The sequence below is a fragment of the Saccharopolyspora sp. NPDC050642 genome (assembly GCF_040654735.1).
In the GTDB taxonomy this organism is placed as follows: Bacteria; Actinomycetota; Actinomycetes; order Mycobacteriales; family Pseudonocardiaceae; genus Saccharopolyspora; species Saccharopolyspora elongata.
Genome location: NZ_JBFAIN010000013.1, coordinates 23,240 through 39,965 on the forward strand (window position 1 = coordinate 23,240; position 16,726 = coordinate 39,965).

The 16,726-nt window shown below is 70.6% G+C and carries 16 protein-coding genes; 8 read left to right on the forward strand and 8 right to left on the reverse strand.

The genetic code is table 11. The features are described 5' to 3' along the window. Nucleotides 1–73: 73 nt before the first annotated feature. The 4 genes from AB0H93_RS21115 to AB0H93_RS21130 all read left to right on the forward strand — a co-directional run bounded on the left by AB0H93_RS21115 (nucleotide 74) and on the right by AB0H93_RS21130 (nucleotide 4,100). Nucleotides 74–1,783 (forward strand): AMP-binding protein, encoded by a 1,710-nt coding sequence (locus AB0H93_RS21115; RefSeq protein ID WP_358574662.1) that lies wholly within the window; start codon nucleotides 74–76, stop codon nucleotides 1,781–1,783. 9 nt (nucleotides 1,784–1,792) lie between these two features. Next, complete coding sequence (locus AB0H93_RS21120) at nucleotides 1,793–2,479, forward strand: helix-turn-helix domain-containing protein (protein WP_358574663.1); 687 nt, start codon at nucleotides 1,793–1,795, stop codon at nucleotides 2,477–2,479. A 76-nt stretch (nucleotides 2,480–2,555) separates the two neighbouring features. Beyond that, a complete protein-coding gene (locus tag AB0H93_RS21125) occupies nucleotides 2,556–3,284 on the forward strand; it encodes an SDR family NAD(P)-dependent oxidoreductase (protein ID WP_358574665.1) in 729 nt (242 codons plus the stop codon). 177 nt (nucleotides 3,285–3,461) lie between these two features. Then, on the forward strand, nucleotides 3,462–4,100 hold the full coding sequence (locus tag AB0H93_RS21130; RefSeq protein WP_358574666.1) for a LysE family translocator: 639 nt from the start codon (nucleotides 3,462–3,464) through the stop codon (nucleotides 4,098–4,100). Nucleotides 4,101–4,197: 97 nt separating this feature from the next. On the opposite strand, the gene AB0H93_RS21135 is transcribed toward AB0H93_RS21130, so the two are convergent. The 4 genes from AB0H93_RS21135 to AB0H93_RS21150 are packed head-to-tail and all read right to left on the reverse strand — an operon-like array spanning nucleotide 4,198 to nucleotide 7,680. Next, nucleotides 4,198–5,268 carry a nitronate monooxygenase gene (locus tag AB0H93_RS21135; RefSeq protein ID WP_358574668.1) on the reverse strand — a complete coding sequence of 357 codons (1,071 nt, stop codon included), beginning with the start codon at nucleotides 5,266–5,268 and terminating at the stop codon, nucleotides 4,198–4,200. After that, the gene (locus tag AB0H93_RS21140) at nucleotides 5,265–6,032 is read right to left on the reverse strand and encodes a CoA-transferase (protein WP_358574669.1); all 768 of its coding nucleotides are present in this window, start codon (nucleotides 6,030–6,032) and stop codon (nucleotides 5,265–5,267) included. Before AB0H93_RS21140 ends, AB0H93_RS21135 begins: the two co-directional genes overlap by 4 nt. A 2-nt stretch (nucleotides 6,033–6,034) precedes the next feature. Continuing rightward, nucleotides 6,035–6,925, reverse strand: coding sequence for a CoA-transferase (locus AB0H93_RS21145; protein ID WP_358574670.1), 891 nt, complete (start codon nucleotides 6,923–6,925; stop codon nucleotides 6,035–6,037). Next, complete coding sequence (locus AB0H93_RS21150) at nucleotides 6,922–7,680, reverse strand: enoyl-CoA hydratase family protein (protein ID WP_358574671.1); 759 nt, start codon at nucleotides 7,678–7,680, stop codon at nucleotides 6,922–6,924. The genes AB0H93_RS21145 and AB0H93_RS21150 overlap by 4 nt, the downstream gene beginning before the upstream one ends. Nucleotides 7,681–7,762: 82 nt before the next feature. Between AB0H93_RS21150 and AB0H93_RS21155 the strand changes: the two genes are divergently transcribed. Next, nucleotides 7,763–8,524, forward strand: coding sequence for an SDR family oxidoreductase (locus AB0H93_RS21155; protein WP_358574672.1), 762 nt, complete (start codon nucleotides 7,763–7,765; stop codon nucleotides 8,522–8,524). Between the two features lie 136 nt (nucleotides 8,525–8,660). Here the strand turns inward: AB0H93_RS21155 and AB0H93_RS21160 are convergent, their stop codons facing one another. The 4 genes from AB0H93_RS21160 to AB0H93_RS21175 all read right to left on the reverse strand — a co-directional run bounded on the left by AB0H93_RS21160 (nucleotide 8,661) and on the right by AB0H93_RS21175 (nucleotide 12,152). Beyond that, complete coding sequence (locus AB0H93_RS21160; RefSeq protein WP_358574673.1) at nucleotides 8,661–9,680, reverse strand: TerC family protein; 1,020 nt, start codon at nucleotides 9,678–9,680, stop codon at nucleotides 8,661–8,663. A 363-nt stretch (nucleotides 9,681–10,043) separates the two neighbouring features. Then, the gene (locus tag AB0H93_RS21165; protein ID WP_358574674.1) at nucleotides 10,044–10,616 is read right to left on the reverse strand and encodes an MFS transporter; all 573 of its coding nucleotides are present in this window, start codon (nucleotides 10,614–10,616) and stop codon (nucleotides 10,044–10,046) included. Between the two features lie 202 nt (nucleotides 10,617–10,818). Next, entirely contained in the window at nucleotides 10,819–11,166 is a 348-nt protein-coding gene (locus tag AB0H93_RS21170; RefSeq protein WP_358574675.1) for a hypothetical protein, read from the reverse strand. 62 nt (nucleotides 11,167–11,228) lie between these two features. Further along, entirely contained in the window at nucleotides 11,229–12,152 is a 924-nt protein-coding gene (locus AB0H93_RS21175; protein WP_358574676.1) for an NmrA family NAD(P)-binding protein, read from the reverse strand. 101 nt (nucleotides 12,153–12,253) lie between these two features. On the opposite strand from AB0H93_RS21175, the gene AB0H93_RS21180 reads away from it, so the two are divergent. The 3 genes from AB0H93_RS21180 to AB0H93_RS21190 all read left to right on the forward strand — a co-directional run bounded on the left by AB0H93_RS21180 (nucleotide 12,254) and on the right by AB0H93_RS21190 (nucleotide 16,627). Further along, nucleotides 12,254–12,820 carry a helix-turn-helix domain-containing protein gene (locus AB0H93_RS21180; RefSeq protein ID WP_358574677.1) on the forward strand — a complete coding sequence of 189 codons (567 nt, stop codon included), beginning with the start codon at nucleotides 12,254–12,256 and terminating at the stop codon, nucleotides 12,818–12,820. A 530-nt stretch (nucleotides 12,821–13,350) separates the two neighbouring features. Further along, the gene (locus AB0H93_RS21185) at nucleotides 13,351–14,754 is read left to right on the forward strand and encodes an AMP-binding protein (RefSeq protein WP_358574678.1); all 1,404 of its coding nucleotides are present in this window, start codon (nucleotides 13,351–13,353) and stop codon (nucleotides 14,752–14,754) included. A gap of 88 nt (nucleotides 14,755–14,842) precedes the next feature. Further along, nucleotides 14,843–16,627, forward strand: coding sequence for a DUF3556 domain-containing protein (locus tag AB0H93_RS21190; protein ID WP_358574679.1), 1,785 nt, complete (start codon nucleotides 14,843–14,845; stop codon nucleotides 16,625–16,627). Nucleotides 16,628–16,726: the final 99 nt, after the last annotated feature.

Here is a 16,726-nt window from a genome sequence, read left to right on the forward strand (position 1 = left end):
TCCGTTGCGGGCGAGGCAGATTCGAGCCATCTCACGGAATGTTCGAGCCGGCGAGGGTGGGGACGTGGAAACGATGAGGAACCACGAGGACATCCGCGCAGAGCTGACCGCTCCGGGCGCGCCTTTCGAGACCGTCGAGGTCGACATCCGCGGTGTGCGAGTGCGTGCCTGGCGGAACGCGCCTGCCAGCTTGCGGGCCATGGTCGAGAGCTCCCGGGCCTTCGCCGAGCGGGATTTCCTCGTCCACGGCGATGAGCGGGTCACCTACCGCGAGCACTTCCAGCAGGTGGCCGGGTTGGCGGGGCAGCTCGTCGACGAGCACGGCATCCGGAAGGGCGACCGGGTCGCCATCGCCATGCGCAACTTCCCCGAATGGCCGGTCGCCTTCTTCGCCGCCGCGTGCGCTGGTGCTGTCGTGGTGCCGTTGAACGCTTGGTGGTCGGCGAGCGAGCTGGAGTTCGGGCTGCGCGACTCCGGGGCGAAGGTGCTGATCGCGGACCAGGAACGGATGGACCGGCTGCGGGACGTGCTACCGGGCCTAGGGATCGCCGCGATCGTGGCGCGGCCGGCCGGGCCGCTGCCCGCCGGCAGCCGCGACATCCGCGATGTGCCCGCCGCCGCGGAGCTTCCCGATGTCGACCTCGACCCCGAGGACGACGCCACGATCTTCTACACGTCCGGGACCACCGGCACTCCCAAAGGCGCGTTCGGCACGCACCGCAACATCTGCGGCAACGTGACCAGCGTGGGATACGCGGCGGCCCGGGCCCTGCTCCGGCAGGGCGGGTCGCTCGCCGATCTGGCCGCGGCGCAGGCGGTGCCGGCGACGGCACTGGTGGCAGTTCCGTTCTTCCACGGCACCGGCTGCCACTCGGTGCTGCTCGGTGCCTTCCACCGAGGCGCCACCCTGGTCCTGATGCACAAGTGGGACGCCGGCACCGCGCTCGAACTCATCGAGCGCGAGCGCGTCACGCAATTCACCGGCGTGCCGGCGATGCTCGCGCAACTCTATGCGCACCCCGAGTTCGCGCGGCGCGACCTGACCAGCCTTACCGCGGTCGGAACCGGCGGAGCGGCTGCGCCACCGGCGCTCGTGCAGCGCTCCACCGAGCTCCTGCCCGGCGCGGCGCCGGCCAACGGCTACGGCCTCACCGAGACGTCCTCGATGACCACGGCCAACCGCGGACTCGATTACCTGACCAAGCCGGACAGCATCGGGCTCGCGGTCGCGATCTGCGACGTCGAGGTGGTGGACCCGGTCACCGAGCAGCGGTTGCCCGCGGACGAGATCGGCGAGCTGCGGATCAAGGGCGCGAACGTGGTCAAGGGCTACTGGAACCGGCCGGACGCCACGGCCGACGCGATCACCGACGGCTGGCTGCGCTCCGGCGACCTCGCCCGGATCGACGAAGAGGGGTTCGTCTACATCGTCGACCGGGCCAAGGACATGCTGATCCGCGGCGGGGAGAACGTCTACTGCGCCGAGGTCGAGGCCGCAATCCACGAGCATCCCGCAGTGGCCGACTGCGCCGTGATCGGCATCCCGGACGACATCCTGGGCGAAGAGGTGGGGGTGCTGGTCCAGGTCCTCGACGGGACCACCCTGACCGCCGAGGCACTGCGCGCGTTCCTGGACGGGCGGATAGCGCGGTTCAAGATCCCCGCGCACGTTTGGGTGCAGGAGGACGAGCTGCCGCGCAACGCTTCCGGGAAGATCCTCAAGCGGCAGATCCGCACCGAGCTGATCCGCGCGGTCACGGCCGGCGAATCGCGGCACGGATAGGTTCTCGCCATGACCCACACCTCGACACGCGATGCCGAACCCGCGGCGGACGCGCGTTCGGCACTGACCCGAGCGGCCACCCGGCTCTTCGCCGAACGCGGGATCTACGCGGTGTCGCTGCGGGAGATCACCCGCGCCGCCGGGCAGCGCAACACCACTGCGCTGCAGTACCACTTCACCAACCGGGAAGGCCTGCTCCGGGAGGTGCTGATCGAGCACGGGCGGGACGTCGGGGCACGCCGCAACACGCTGCTCGACCAGTACGAGCTGACCGGCCGCGACGACCTGCGCGCGCTGGCGTCCGCACTGGTCCTGCCCCTGATCGCGAAGCTGTCGGATCCCGCAGGCGGCCGCGAGTACCTGCAGATCACCGCGGAACTGCTCGGCCGCACCAACCGGATGGTCGAGCCGGGGGAACCTGCCGCGATCGTGCTCGACGACCCCGGGGGCAGCCTGGCCCGCTGGCTCGAACTGGTGGCGCCGATGCTGCCGCCCGAGGCGGTCGGCCCGCCGCTGCACCGTCGGTTCGCGGCCATCCACTTCGCGCACCTCGAACTGAGCCGCCGCGCCAAGGACGACCCGCGCAGCGAACAAACCCTGTTCACCCACTACCTCACCGACCTGGTGGCCGCGGTGCTCGCCGCACCGGTCTCCGACGAGACGAAGCGGGTGCTCGCCACGCGGCAGCGATCCTGACGCCCGCCCGACCGGAAGGACATCGATGTCCCGACTGACCAGATTGAGCCGTTCTGTCGCTGGCAGCGTCGCCCTCGTGACCGGAGCGGCGAGCGGGATGGGGCGGGCGACGGCCCACCTGCTCGCCGACGAGGGCGCCGCCGTCGGCATCGTCGACCGCGACGCCGACGGGCTGGCGGCGGTTGCCGAAGAGATCCGCGGCGCAGGCGCTGAGGTGCACGCCGTGGTCGCGGACGTCGCAGATCCCAGCGCGCCCGCGGCCGCGGTGTCGGAGGTCCGCGAGGCGCTCGGCCCGATCGACGCCCTGGTCAACAACGCCGGGGTCAGCATCCACGCCGGTTTGGCGGATGAGGGCTTCGACGATGCGTGGGCGACCACGCTCGCGATCAACCTGACCGCGTATCCCAGGTTCGTCCGGGCGGCCCTTCCGGACCTGCGCCGCAACAGTGCGGGCCGGGTCGTGAACATCGCCTCCACCGAGGGGCTCGGCGCGACGGCCGGGATCACGGCCTACACCGCTTCCAAGCACGGCGTGATCGGCCTGACGCGGTCGCTCGCCGTGGAGCTGGGGCCCAGTGGAGTCACGGTGAACTGCGTCTGCCCCGGCCCGATCAACACCGGCATGACCGCGCGGATCCAGGACGAGGACAAGGCCGTCTTCGCGCGGCGGCGCACAGCGCTGCGGCGGTACGGAGAGCCGGAGGAGGTCGCCCACGTCACGGTATCCCTGCTGCTGCCCGCGGCCTCGTTCGTCACCGGCGCGGTGCTCGCGGTCGACGGCGGCCTGACCGTCCGCAACGCCTGATCCAGGCGGATTGCAGAGGATCTTCCGCCCGTACCGGCGAATTCCCCGCGGTCGGTTCGCAGTTTCAATTGAAACTGTGATCAAGTCGCAGTTTCAATTGAAACTGCGAACTGGGCGCTCGAAGAGCGGCGAGACGCCGGCTGGGCAAGGCGATTGCCCGCCCGATACGTTCGCTCCATGGAACTCGTACCGCTCGCCTCGTTGCTCGGCGTCGTGGTGGTGGAGTTGGGCATGGTGCTGACCCCCGGGCCCAACATGGTCTACCTGGCATCGCGAGCCATCTCGCAGGGGCGGCGTGCCGGACTCGTGTCGCTCGCCGGGGTCGCCCTCGGATTCGTCGTCTACCTCGTCGCAGCCGCCGCCGGTCTATCCGCCCTCTTCGTGGCCGTACCTGAGGCCTACCACGTGGTGAAGATCCTGGGCGCGGCGTACCTCGCGTGGATGGCCTGGCAGATCCTGCGTCCCGGTGGCGGGTCGCCGTTCGAACCGCGCGAACTGGTCCCGCACTCGGCGGCCCGCCTGTTCGGCATGGGGCTGCTGACGAACCTCTTGAATCCCAAGATCGCGCTCCTGTACGCCGCGCTGATCCCTCAGTTCGTCGATCCCGCGCTGGGCGCGACGTGGTGGCAGTTCCTCCAACTCGGAACCGCGCAGATCGTGGTCGGCGTGACCATCAATGGCCTCATCGTTCTCACCGCCGCTGCGCTCGCCGGGTATCTGGCCCGCCACCCCCGCATGCTCCAGGCACAGCGTTTCGCATCCGGCACCCTGCTGGGCTTCTTCGCCGCCAAGATGGCCATCAGCCGGCCCAGCTGAACCGATCGGCAGGTCGGAATCCGGGCCGAAGGCACCTTCGGATGAGCGTTCCCGAAGAAGGCGGTGCCCACTGAGCCGTGGGCACCGCCTCTGGTTCTCAGAGCGCGTATTTCTGGGTCCTCCGCAGGCATTCGGCGGCCTCGGTGATCACCCGGTCGATCAGCTCCTCGCAGGTCGGCAGGTCGTCCAGGACGCCGACCACCTGACCGGCGGCGAGCACGCCGGCGTTCGTGTCGCCTTCGACGAGGCCGGCCTTGAGCATCATCGGGGTGTTGGCCGCGAGCACCATCTGCGACCAGGAGCGGCCGCTGCCGTGCTTCATCGACCGGCCGTCGGCGGCGAGCCCGCGCCAGGTCATCCCGCTCAGCTTCTTGAACTTCAGGGTCCGCCGGATGGTCGGCCCCAGCCGCTTCAGGATGCTCGTCTCCTGCAGTTCCTCCACGAACCGGGTGCGCAGCATGCGGTGCGGCATGCCGTCGACCTTGTCGGTGACGACGGTCCCGTTGACGTCGTGGGAGAGGTACAGCCGCTTCACAGCATCGGGAACGGCACTGTCCTTGGTGAGCAGGAAGCGGGTGCCCATGCCGATTCCCGCCGCGCCGTAGGACAAAGCCGCCGCGAGGCCGCGGCCGTCGAAGAAGCCGCCCGCCGCGACGACGGGGATGCCGACCGCATCGAGCACGCTCGGCAGGAGCAGCGTGGTGGGCACCGAGCCGGTGTGACCGCCGCCCTCGCCGCCCTGGACCATGACCGCGTCGGCCCCCCACGCCGCCACCTTCTCGGCATGGCGGGGCGCGCCGACCGAAGGCATCACGACGATGCCGTGGTCCTTGAGCTTGGCGATCAGTTCCTTCTTCGGCGCCAGCGCGAATGACGCGACCTTCACCCCGTGCTGGATCAGCAGGTCGACGCGCTGCGGCGCGTCGCCGGCGTCGGCCCGGAGGTTGACGCCGAAGGGCTGGTCGGTGCGGCGCTTGACCGCGATGATCGCCCGCTCCAGCTCTGCCAGGCTCATCGTCGCGCTGGCCAGGATGCCCAGGCCGCCGGCGTTCGCCGTGCCGCCGACCAGGCTCGGCCCGGCCACCCAGCCCATGCCGGTCTGCACGACCGGATGCCGGATGCCGACCAGGTCGTTGAGCGGGGTGCGCAGGAGCTGCTCGGTGCTCATCGGGCGGCCTCCGGCTTGACCTCGCGGTCGCGCAGGTTCTTCGGGTCGATCACCTCGCGGATGAGCGTCAGCTCCGCGTCGGTGGGCGTGCGGGTCTCCGGAACCTCGTCGTCGGCGTGGATCTCGCACCCGCTGGCCGCCCGCACGTCGTCGACGGTCACGCCCGGGTGCACCGAGCGCAGCCGCAACGTGCGGTCGGGGCCGCCCAGGTCGAGGACCGCGAGGTTCGAGACGATGCGGTGGATGTCGTTGTACCGGGCCGCGGCCGGTCCGGCCTGCTCGGCCAGCTTCGGGCCGATGCCGGAGACGATGTCCACCCGTTCCACGAAGACCCGGGGGGCGTGCTTCGGAACCCAGTACGAGGTGCGGTTGTTCGCGGTGTTGCCGGGGGCGCCGCGGGAACCGAGCAGCTGGCGCTTCGGCTGCGCGAAGTCGCCGATCGCCGAGATGTTCTGGTTGCCGTGCCGGTCGATCTGGGTGGCGCCCATCATGACGTGCCGCTTGCCGTAGGCGACCACGTCGAAGACCTTCCGGAACGGGATCCAGCCCTCCACCGCATCGGATCCGGCCCCGAGCGCGGGAACCTCGGCGAGGAAGCGGGATTCGCCGTCGGAGATCACCAGATCGGGATTGCTCGTCAGCTTGGCCAGCCGCACGCCCAGGGTGGGCAGCAGTCCCATCGGGCTGCCGAAGATCTCGCCGTCGTCGGCGAACGCGTCGGCGATGGCCGCCGCGCAGATCTCGGCACGCGTCACGTCGGACATCCTCACGCCTCCTGCTCTTCGTGGAACGCCTTCACGGCGGCCTGGTAGTCGTCCTCGGTGCCGCTCAGGAAGCGCCGTTCGAAGGCTTCCCAGGCCGACGGGTCGGCGGCCGCGGCGGCGTAGGCGCGCTGGAACTTCTCGTCCCGCTCGTAGTCCGGGGTGCACGTGGTGAAGTGGGCCCCGTTGGGCGTTTCGACGACGCCGTCGACCATCATCCGGCTGATCAGCAGGCGCTGGACGGCGGCTTCGCGGGTGAGCTCCGCGGTGTCGACGATGCGCTCGCAGGTCACGAACGCCTTGTCGGCCGCCATGCAGAACAGGTCGTCGAAGTAGGGATCCGGGCCGAGGTAGGTGGCGTTGCCGTGCGGGTCCGCGCGGTTCATGTGCACCAGCGCGGCGTCGAGGTGCAGCGCCGGAACGGCGACGAGTTCCTCGAAGACGCCGTCCGCGGCGGGGTACGGGCTGGTCACGGTGCGCAGGCCGGGGTTGTTCACCATGACGTCGGAGCCGAGCCCGGCGCGCATGGGCAGGAACGGCAGGCGCTGGGCGGCGGCGCGCAGCCCGGCCTGGAACATGCCCTCGTCGAGCTCGACGACCTCGGGGATCGTCCGGTTCTGCCGCGCCTGCTGGAAGTTCGGTTCGAGCGGCACGGAGTCGAGCGAGACGAACGCGTACACCAGCTTGCGGATCCGGCCCGCGCGGGCGAGGAGCCCGACGTCGGCGCCGCCCCAGGAGACCAGGGTGAGGTCGGTCAGGTTCGAGCGCAGGATCGCGCGGACCAGCGCCATCGGCTTGCGCCGCGGGCCCCAGCCGCCGATGCCGATGGTCATGCCGTCTTCGAGCCGGGCGACCACGTCGTCCGCGGTCATGCGCTTGTCGCGGGGCTTGCTCATTCGCTCCTCGCTTTCTCGGTGCCGGCGAACCGGTCCCGGTGCTCGTCCGCCACCCCGGCGAGGTTGAGCTCCATGGTGAAGCCCTGCTCGAACCGGTAGCTGCGGTTGACGTCGACGGGGTCGATGCCGTTGATGGCCTCCTTGGCCATTCGGATGACCCGGGTGTCCTTCGCGGCGATCTCGGCCGCGACGGAGAGGGCCGCCTCGTCGAGGCGGTCGCGCGGGACGACTTCGAGGACGGAGCCGTGCCCGACGAGGTCGGTGGCGGGGATGTTGCGGCCGGTGAAGTAGAGGGTGCGCAGCAGGTGCGGCGGGACGAGGCGGGCGAGGTGGGTCGCGGCGCCGAGGGCACCGCGGTCCACCTCCGGCACCCCGAAGTAGGCGTCTTCGGAGCCGACGATCGTGTCGGCGTTGCCGACCAGGCCGACGCCGCCGCCCAGGCAGAACCCGTTGACGGCGGCGATGACCGGCACGGCGCACTCGTAGACCGCCTTGAACGCGGCGTAGCAGCCCCGGTTCGCGCCGATCAGGGCGTCGAATCCTTCGGTGTGCTGCATTTCCTTGATGTCGACGCCCGCGTTGAAGCCCTTGCCCTCCGCGCGCAGCACGACGACGTGGGTGTTCAGGTCCGCGCCCGCTTCGTCGAGCGCCGCGGCGAGGTCGAACCAGCCCCGAACGGGGAGCGCGTTGACAGGCGGGTAGTCGACCGTGACGACGCGGATGCCGTCGTCACGCAAGTCCGAGGTGATGCCCATGTGCCACCTTCCGGGGCTACTTGACCTATCATTTGCTTGGTACCCTAACATCTGCTTGGTACTCGACCCATCGGAGAGACGCGTGGCGGTTCAGCTGGACATGACGGGACGGGTGGTCCTGGTGACCGGGGGCACCAAGGGCATCGGGCGGGCCATCGCCGCGGCCTTCGTCGCGGCCGGCGCGCAGGTGGTGACGTGCGCGCGGTCCGAAGCGGACGAGCCGGCCGCGGGCACGACGCACCTGCGGTGCGATGTGCGGGACGAGGAGTCGGTCCGGGCGATGATGGCCGACTTGCTCGCGCGGCACGGCCGGATCGACGTGGCGGTGAACAACGCCGGCGGCGCGCCGTACGCCCTGGCGGCGGACGCGTCACCGCGCTTCCACGGCAAGATCATGGACCTCAACTTCTTCGGGCCGCTGCTGGTCGCCCAGGTCGCGAACGCCGCCATGCAGCAGCAGGACGCCGGCGGCTCGATCGTGAACATCTCCTCCGTCAGCGCCCTCCGGCCCTCGCCCGGCACGGCGGCCTACGGCGCGGCGAAGGCCGGGCTGGACTCGCTCACCCGCTCGCTGGCCGTGGAGTGGGCGCCGAAGGTGCGGCTGAACTCCATCAACGTCGGCCTGTGCCGCACCGAGCTGACCGGTGGTCACTACGGCGACGACGGAAGCGTCGAGGCCATCGAGCGCACCATTCCGCTGGGGCGGATGGCGTGGCCGGAGGAGGTCGCCAACGTCGCGCTCTTCCTGGCCTCGGACCTCGCCTCGTACGTCAGCGGCGCCTCGGTCGAATGCCACGGCGGGGGAGAGCCGCCCGCCTTCCTCTTCGCCACCCAGACCCTCTAGCGCACCGTGCGACCGCACCGGTGGCCCGGATCCGGATGACGCAGGATGCCTTCCCGGCGCTTCAGAATCCGTGACCGGGAAGGACGGTTGCCCCGAAATCCGGTGGAAGTACCGAGAATTCCGGGACAGCGGCCCATCACCGGTCGGTCGGGGTGTCCGCGTCCGGTGCCTTGGTGCGGTGTGCCCGGAGGGAACCGGGGTGGGCCTTCGCGGACGGGTCGCGCCGGGTCTTGATCAGGCTCGCCACGGTCACGACCAGCAGCACCGCGACGATCACCCCGAGGCTGAGGGGCGTCGGGATCTCGGGGACGCGCTCGTCGATGTCCACGTGCAACCAGTGCAGGATCAGCTTGACGCCGATGAACGCGAGGATCAGCGACAGTCCCGCCGAGAGGTAGACCAGGCGCTCCAGCAGGCCCTTCACCAGGAAGAACAGCGCGCGCAGGCCGAGGAGGGCGAAGGCGTTGGCGGTGAAGACGATGTAGGGCTCCGCGGTGATGCCGAAGACCGCCGGGATGGAGTCGAGGGCGAACAGCAGGTCGACGCTGCCGATCGCGATCAGCACGATGAACATCGGCGTGACCACCCGCCGCCCGCCGACGCGCGCCACGAGCTTGCCGCCCACGTACTCGTCCGAGACCGGCAGCACCCGGCGGGCCGCCTTGACCACGGCGTTGTCCTCGACATCGGGATTCTCGTCGCGGTGCCGGAACAGCTGCACGGCGGTGTAGATCAGCAGCAGACCGAAGACCAGGAACATGAAGGAGAACAGCGACAGCAGCGCCGCGCCGACCGCGATGAAGATGCCACGCATGATCAACGCCAGCACGATTCCGAAGGTCAGCACCTTGTGCTGGTGCTCCTCGGGGACCGCGAACGTGGTCATGATGATCACGAAGACGAACAGGTTGTCGACCGAGAGGCTCTTCTCGACGATGTAGCCGGCGAAGTACTCGGTGCTGGCCTGGCCGCCGTACTGCATCGCGAACCAGACGCCGAAGACGACCGCCACCAGGACGTAGGCAACCGACCACGCGCTCGCCTCGGCGAAGCCGACCCGGTGCGGGCGCGCGGCCGCCATGATCAGGTCGATCGCCAGCAGCCCGACGATCACCGCGATGGTGAGCACCCAGGTCAGCGTGGATATCTCGAGCACGTTCCCTCCGCTTGGAATCGTCGTGCGACGCCGGCGTGCTGGTGCTGTGCGGGCGGTCGTGGCGGACGGTGGATCCGCCACCTTCGGAACGCGGCGCCGCCGCACACCCGATCCCGGACGGGCGGGATCGCAACGGCCTCGTGCCAGGTGCGTGTCGTTGATCTGTCGCCGGTCAGGGTAATCGGACTCGCCGCGCATCGCCCGCTCGACACGCGCGCCGGACTCGCACCGATCCGACCGTCCACTGTGCAGCGCGGAATCCGATGCGCACGACCTTCGATGACCGTCTCTTGTGGACCGGGAGCTGACGCGGTGCCGAGAAGCCCTGTTGCGGCTCGGACTCCGGGACGATCCGCCGTCCGCTCATGCCCCCGAGGCGTCGTGCAGGCGGCCGGGGCGGCACGCCCAGGCGGTTGCCGCGACCAGTGCGGCGGCGACCAGCAGTGCGGCCGGGACGGAGATCGCGTCCGCCAGGCCGCCGTTGAGCAGGGCGGCGAAGGGGCGCGTGCCGACGAAGGCGGCCATCCAGAGGCTCATCACGCGCCCGCGCAGCGAGTCCGGCACAGCGACCTGGAGAAGCGCCGTCAAGCCGGTGAGTGCCACGGACATCCCCGCCCCGGCGCCGGCGAACGCGCCGACGAGGGCCGCGACGGGCAGCGGCACCGCCAGCGCCGCCGTGGACGCGCCCAGCACGCACAGGCCCGCGGTGACCAGCTGAGGCAGCCGGAACCAGCGCTCCAGCAGGCCCATCAGCACCACTCCGAGCGCGGCTCCGATGCCGAACGCCGACGCGAAGACGCCCACAGCGGCCGTGCCGCCGCCGCGGGCCTCGGCGATGGCAGGCGCCAGGGTGAGCGCCGGGTCGGCGGTCACGGTGATCGCGACGACGCCGAGCAGGATCAGCACCAGCCTGCGGTCCAGTCGCACGTGCCGCACGCCGCGCGCATCGAACCGTCCGCAGCAACACGCTCGACCTGAAAGCCCGAGGAGAGAACATGATTCGGCGGGACGACCGCCGCGAACCGACTTCTCCATCGCCTTCGGCGGTTTCAAGCAGTCGGCGTCGGCCAGGAGGGCGGAACCGAAGGCCTGCCGCCCTTCCTCGAGACGAAGACGGTCGTGCTCGACCGCCGGCCGGCTAGGCGGCGATGTCCATCTCGGGACCGACGTATTCCTCGACGGAGATCGCCTTTCCGTCCTTCGTCGCCACCGCCTGGACGACGTGGACCCGCACGCCCGCGGCTTCCGGCGTCGCCGAGGTCTGCACGAAGAAGCCCTTCTCCGTCAGCGTGTAGCGGGAGTCGTCGAACTCGGGGAGGCCGCCGCGCCCGTGAACGGCGTCGACCGCCTCCTCGACGGTGATCCACCTGTCGTCGTTGCTGTGCCAGACCTCGCATCCCGGCGCGCACAGCTCGTAGAACTCATCGACGTTCGACAGCGCGCGGATCCAGCCCCGGGCGAGTACCTCGTTGGTCGTCTGCGACATGTCGTGGACGCTAGGGGAGATCGGGATTCCCGACTGTCCAAGAAGTTGGACACTCGACCGCGTCAGGCATCGGCTCGCATGTGCTCGTGCGCCCACCGCTCGAAGCCGGTGAGCGGGATGCCGAGGTTCCTGGCGTACTCGGGCCGGCCCGGCTGACCGGCCACGTTGAGCCACTCGTGCGAGGCGCCCATCGCCGGCATTCCGGCGGCGAGTGCCTCCTGCTCGGTCATGTCCGGCGCGGACAGCGGCGTGCCCAGCGCGCGGGAGAGGACCTCGGCGATCTCCGCCATCGACAGGTGGTCGCCGGCCAGTTCCAGCTCGACCTCGTGGAATCGCTCCGGCGCGGCGATGGCCGCGGCGGCCGCCGCGCCGATGTCGTCCACCGCGACCAGGGACAGCCGGGTTTCAGGGTTCAGGACGCTCACCAGTCCGCCCTCGACGCCGCGCGGGAACAGGAATGCCGCGGACGGGAGGAAGTTCTCCATGAAGAAGCCCGGCTTGAGCAGCGTCCAGCGGGAGAAACCGGCCGCGCGGAGGTGGTCCTGGATCGCGCTCTTGGCGCCCAGGACGGGTTCCATCGACGCCCAGCGGCCTTCGGCCCAGCCGGGAGTTCCGGTGTGCTGGCCTGCGCCGGTGACGGACGTGTGCACGAACTGCGGCACTCCGGCGGCCTTCGCGCCTTCGATGAGGTTGACGCCCTGGGCTATCTCCCCGTCGTAGTCGAAGCCTTCCGCGGTGATGCCGGGCATCTGCACGGAGAAGACGGCGCGAACACCATCGGCTGCCCGGGCCGCGGAATCGCGGTCGTGGAGATCGCCGGTGACCAGTTCGGCGCCGAGCGCTTCGACGGCCTTGGCCCGGTCAGTGGCCGGGTCGCGCACCAGGGCGCGGACGGGAACGCCTGCCGCCAGCAGGGCGCGGGCGGTGGCCCCGCCCTGCCTGCCGGTGGCGCCGGTGACCAGGACGGGTGCAGAAGCTGCGGACATGGTGCTCCTCGGCTGCTCGGAACTTAAACGGCGGGGCCCGCCGTTTTCGCTCGGGTACGATACGGCGGGGCCCGCCACTTAGCAAGCACGGAGGTGATGCCATGTCCGAGCACCAGCGCGCGGACGCTCGGCGCAACTACGCGCGCATCCTCGCCGTGGCCGAGGAAGAGGTCGCCGCCCAGGGCGCTGGCGCCTCCCTGGAACAGATCGCCCGCACCGCGGGGGTCGGCTCGGCGACCGTGCGCCGGCACTTCCCGACCCGCCGCGCGCTGCTGGAGGCGGTCTCCCGGGAACGGATCGAGGCCCTGCGCGTCCGGGCCCGGGAACTGACCGGTGAAGGCGACGGTCGCGACGCGCTGCTGGAGTGGCTGGGCGAGGTCGTCGCCTACTGCGTCTCCGCCCGAGGGCTGGCGGCCGCGCTGGCCTACGACGGTGCCGGGACCGACCCGGCGCACGAGAACGCCTGCTCGGCGGCGCTGGAAGAGGCGGCAGGTCCGCTGCTGCGCCGCGCCGTGCAGGACGGCTCGGTGACGTCCGGGGTCTCCGTTGCGGACCTGATCACCCTGATCGTCGGCATCGCCTTGGCCACCGAACACTATCCGGACCCGGCGGCCCAAGCGGACCGGCTGTTCCGGCTCGCCGTGACGGGGCTCAGCCCGCGGTCGTGATCTCGTTGCGGCTCAACAGGATTCGGGAATGAGTCCGGGCCCCCTGCGCGGTGGAGCCGGGGGCCCGGGCGGTCGTCGTCAGGCGGTGGCCGTCGGACGACGACCGCCGCACGTCGCGTGCGTCGGGGATCGTTCGCGATCACTGGACTGCGGCCTCCAGCGTGGCGCGGGCTTGCGGGCCGCCGTTGCAGATGGCGGTCTGGCCGGTGTAGGTGAGTTCGGTCGGGTCGCGGTGGCGCGGAGGGACGCGGCGAAGTGCTGTGCACGCTGGACCACCTCATCGTCACCCGCAGCAGCGTGACAGACAACATAATATCTTGTGCACAATACTGTCTACCGCCGACGGGACGGGCGCGGCCGGTTGTCGATCGTGCACAACGGCGCCGGGGGTCTTCGGCGACGCTGGATATGGGCGCGGCTCCGCGGCGCTCCTAGTGTTCCGGGTCACGTACACCGCAATGGCGAGGTGAATGGTGACTTTCGGATATCTGCCCTGGACCCGGCCTGGCCGGGACGCGACGCGTCCGTGCATGCGCGACGCGCGCCACGAGCACAGCTACGCCGAGGTCGTGCGCCGGGTCGACGCGGTCGCGGATCAGCTCGCGGGTAGGGGGATCGGGGTCGGGGACGTGGTCGCCGTGATGCTGCCCAACCGCATCGAGCTGCTCCTGGTGCTCCTGGCCGCCTGGCGGCTCGGCGCGGCCGCGACCCCGCTCAACCCCGCCTTCACCGCGAACGAGGCCGAGTTCCAGCTGACCGATTCGGGTGCGAAGCTCGTCGTCAACGCCGGGCCGGACTCCCCATCGGGCGGGCTGCCGTCGATCGCGGTGGACGACCTCGCCCGGCCGGGCACCGAGGTCGAGCCCCCGCAGCACGATCCGCGGGGCGAGGACCTCGCGCTGCTCGTCTACACCAGCGGCTCCACCGGGCGGCCCAAGGGCGTGATGCTGACGCACGCGAACCTGCACGCGATGGCGTCGATGATGGTCGACCACTTCGGACTGACCGACGCCGACCACTGCCTGCTGGTGCTGCCGCTGTTCCACGTCAACGCGATCTGCGTGAGCTTCCTCGCCAGCATGCTGGCCGGCGGGCAGCTCACCGTGCTCGAACGGTTCGGCCCGGAGCCGTTCCTGGCTGCCGTCGAGCACCACCGGCCCACCTACTTCGCCGCCGTGCCAACGATTTACGCGCGGCTGGCGGAGCTGCCGGAGTCCGTGCACGTCGACACGAGCTCGCTGCGCTTCGCCGTCTGCGGCGCCGCGCCGGTGTCGCAGGAGCTGCTCGAACGCACCGAGCAGCGGTTCGGCCTCGTGCTGGTCGAGGGCTACGGGCTGACCGAGGGGACGTGCGCGTCGACGTGCAACCCGGTCGACGGCGTGCGGAAGCCGGGCACGGTCGGCCCGGCGCTGCCCGGTCAGCGGATCGCGGTGCTCGGCCCCGACGGCGAGCCGCTGCCCACCGGAGAGGTGGGCGAGGTCGTCATCTCCGGCCCGAACGTCATGGACGGCTACCTGAACCGCCCCGAGGACACCGCGGCGACGCTCGTCGGCGGCTGGCTGCGCACCGGCGACGTCGGGCGGATCGACGAGGACGGCTACCTCACCTTGGTCGACCGGATCAAGGACATGATCATCCGCGGCGGGGAGAACCTGTACCCCAAGGAGATCGAAGCGGTCCTGCACGGGCACCCGGACGTCCTCGAAGCGGCCGTCGTCGGGGCGCCGCACCCCGTCTACGGCGAGGTGCCGGTGGCGTGGGTCGTCGCCTACCCGGGCACGTCCCCGACCGCCGAGGACCTCTTCGAACGCTGCCGGCGAGACCTCACCAAGGTCAAGCACCCGGTGGAGATCCACCTGGTCGACGAGCTGCCGAAGAACCCGGTCGGCAAGGTCGACAAGCCGCGCCTCCGCGAGCTGGCCATGCGCGCGTAGGCGATTCCCAGTCGGCATTCCCCGCCCGAACGCGGTTTCCGGGCGCGATCCGTCGTGCCCGGACGAGTTCGCTTGAGAGGTGAGAACAATGGGGTTCAAGACAGGCGATTTCCCGCCCGTGGACCTGGAGACCTTCCTGGACAAGCCCCTCCGGGAGCGGTTGAAGGCGCTGGCCCTGCACTGGGTGCAGTTCGGCTTCGGGTCGCCGAAGATGATCCCGGCGACCTACGTGGTCAAGCTGGTCTTCCTGCATGTCCTGGCCGGCACGGCGGTGGCGACCTGGACCTCCGGGGTCGGGCCGTTCTGGGACGTGGGGAACTGGTGGAACGAGCCGATCGTCTACCAGAAGCTGGTGCTGTGGACGGTGTTCCTCGAAGCGCTCGGAGTCGCCGGGTCCTGGGGCCCGATCGCCGGCAAGTTCAAGCCGATGACCGGCGGCGCGCTCTTCTGGGCGAGACCGGGCACGATCCGGCTGCGCCCGTGGCGGCGGGTGCCGTTCACCGGTGGTGACCGCCGGACGGCGTTCGACGTCGCCCTGTACCTGGCGTTCCTCGCGAGCGTGCTGGCGGCCGTCGTGCTGCCCGGAGCGCCGAGCGCGTCGTTGAGCGCGGTGCTCCCGGACAACACCTCCGGCCTGGTCGCCCCGGCGCTGCTGATCGCGCCGATCGTGCTCTACGTGCTGAATGGGTTGCGGGACAAGACGATTTTCCTGGCCGCGCGGGGCGAGCAGTACCTGCCGGCCCTGGTGTTCTTCGCCGCGCTGCCGTTCACCGACCTGATCATCGCGGCGAAGCTGCTGATCTGCGCGGTGTGGATCGGCGCGGGCGTGTCGAAGTTCGGCCTGCACTTCACCAACGTCGTGCCGCCGATGGTGTCCAACAGCCCGTGCGTGCCGGCCAAGTGGGTCAAGCGCGCGCACTACCGCGACTTCCCGCGGGACATCCGGCCCTCGGGCCTCGCGACGTTCATGGCGCACGTCGGCGGCACCACCGTGGAGGTCATCACGCCGCTGGTGCTGCTGCTGTCCACGAACTACTGGCTCACGCTCGCCGGGGTGGCGCTGATGGTGGTGTTCCACCTGTTCATCACCTCGACGTTCCCGCTGGCCGTGCCGCTGGAGTGGAACATCCTCTTCGGCTACCTCGCTATCTTCCTGTTCCTCGGCTTCCCGTCCTGGGACGGTTACGGCGTCGGCGACATGTCCTCGCCGTGGCTGACCGCCGCGATCGTCGCCGCCCTGGTGTTCTTCCCGGTCCTGGGCAACCTGCGCCCCGACCTGGTCTCGTTCCTGCCGTCGATGCGGCAGTACGCGGGCAACTGGGCCTCGGCGCTGTGGGTGTTCGCGCCGGGCGCGGAGGAGAAGCTCAACTCGCTGCCGCACCGGCCGACGGAGAACCAGGTCGACCAGCTGCGGGCGATGGGCTATCCGCCGGTCGTCGCGGAGATCACGATGCAGCAGACGATCGCCTGGCGGTCGATGCACAGCCAGGGCCGCGGCCTGTTCTCGGTGCTGCTGAAGAACGTGCCCGATCTGGACCGGCGCACGGTGCGCGAGGCCGAGTTCGCCTGCAACTCGCTGATCGGCTTCAACTTCGGCGACGGCCACCTGCACGACGAGGACCTGATCCGCGCGGTGCAGTCCCGCGTCGGGTTCGCCCCCGGCGAATGGCTCGTGGTGTGGGTGGAGTCGCAGGCGATTCACTCGAAGGTCCAGCACTACAAGGTGATCGACGCCGCGCTCGGCGTGATCGAGCGCGGCACCTGGAAGGTCTCCGACGCGGTGGCCGCCCAGCCGTGGCTGCCGGACGGGCCGATCCCGCTGGACGTCGCGTGGACCCGCGAGCCCGGCCCGGCGCTCCGCACGACCGCCTGACCGCAGCCGGGCCGATCGGTCTTCCGGCTGGAAGACTCCGGGGCGGAGGGCGAGACCGGCCCGCCCTCCGCCCGCCCAGGAAGCGCACGACACCGACCC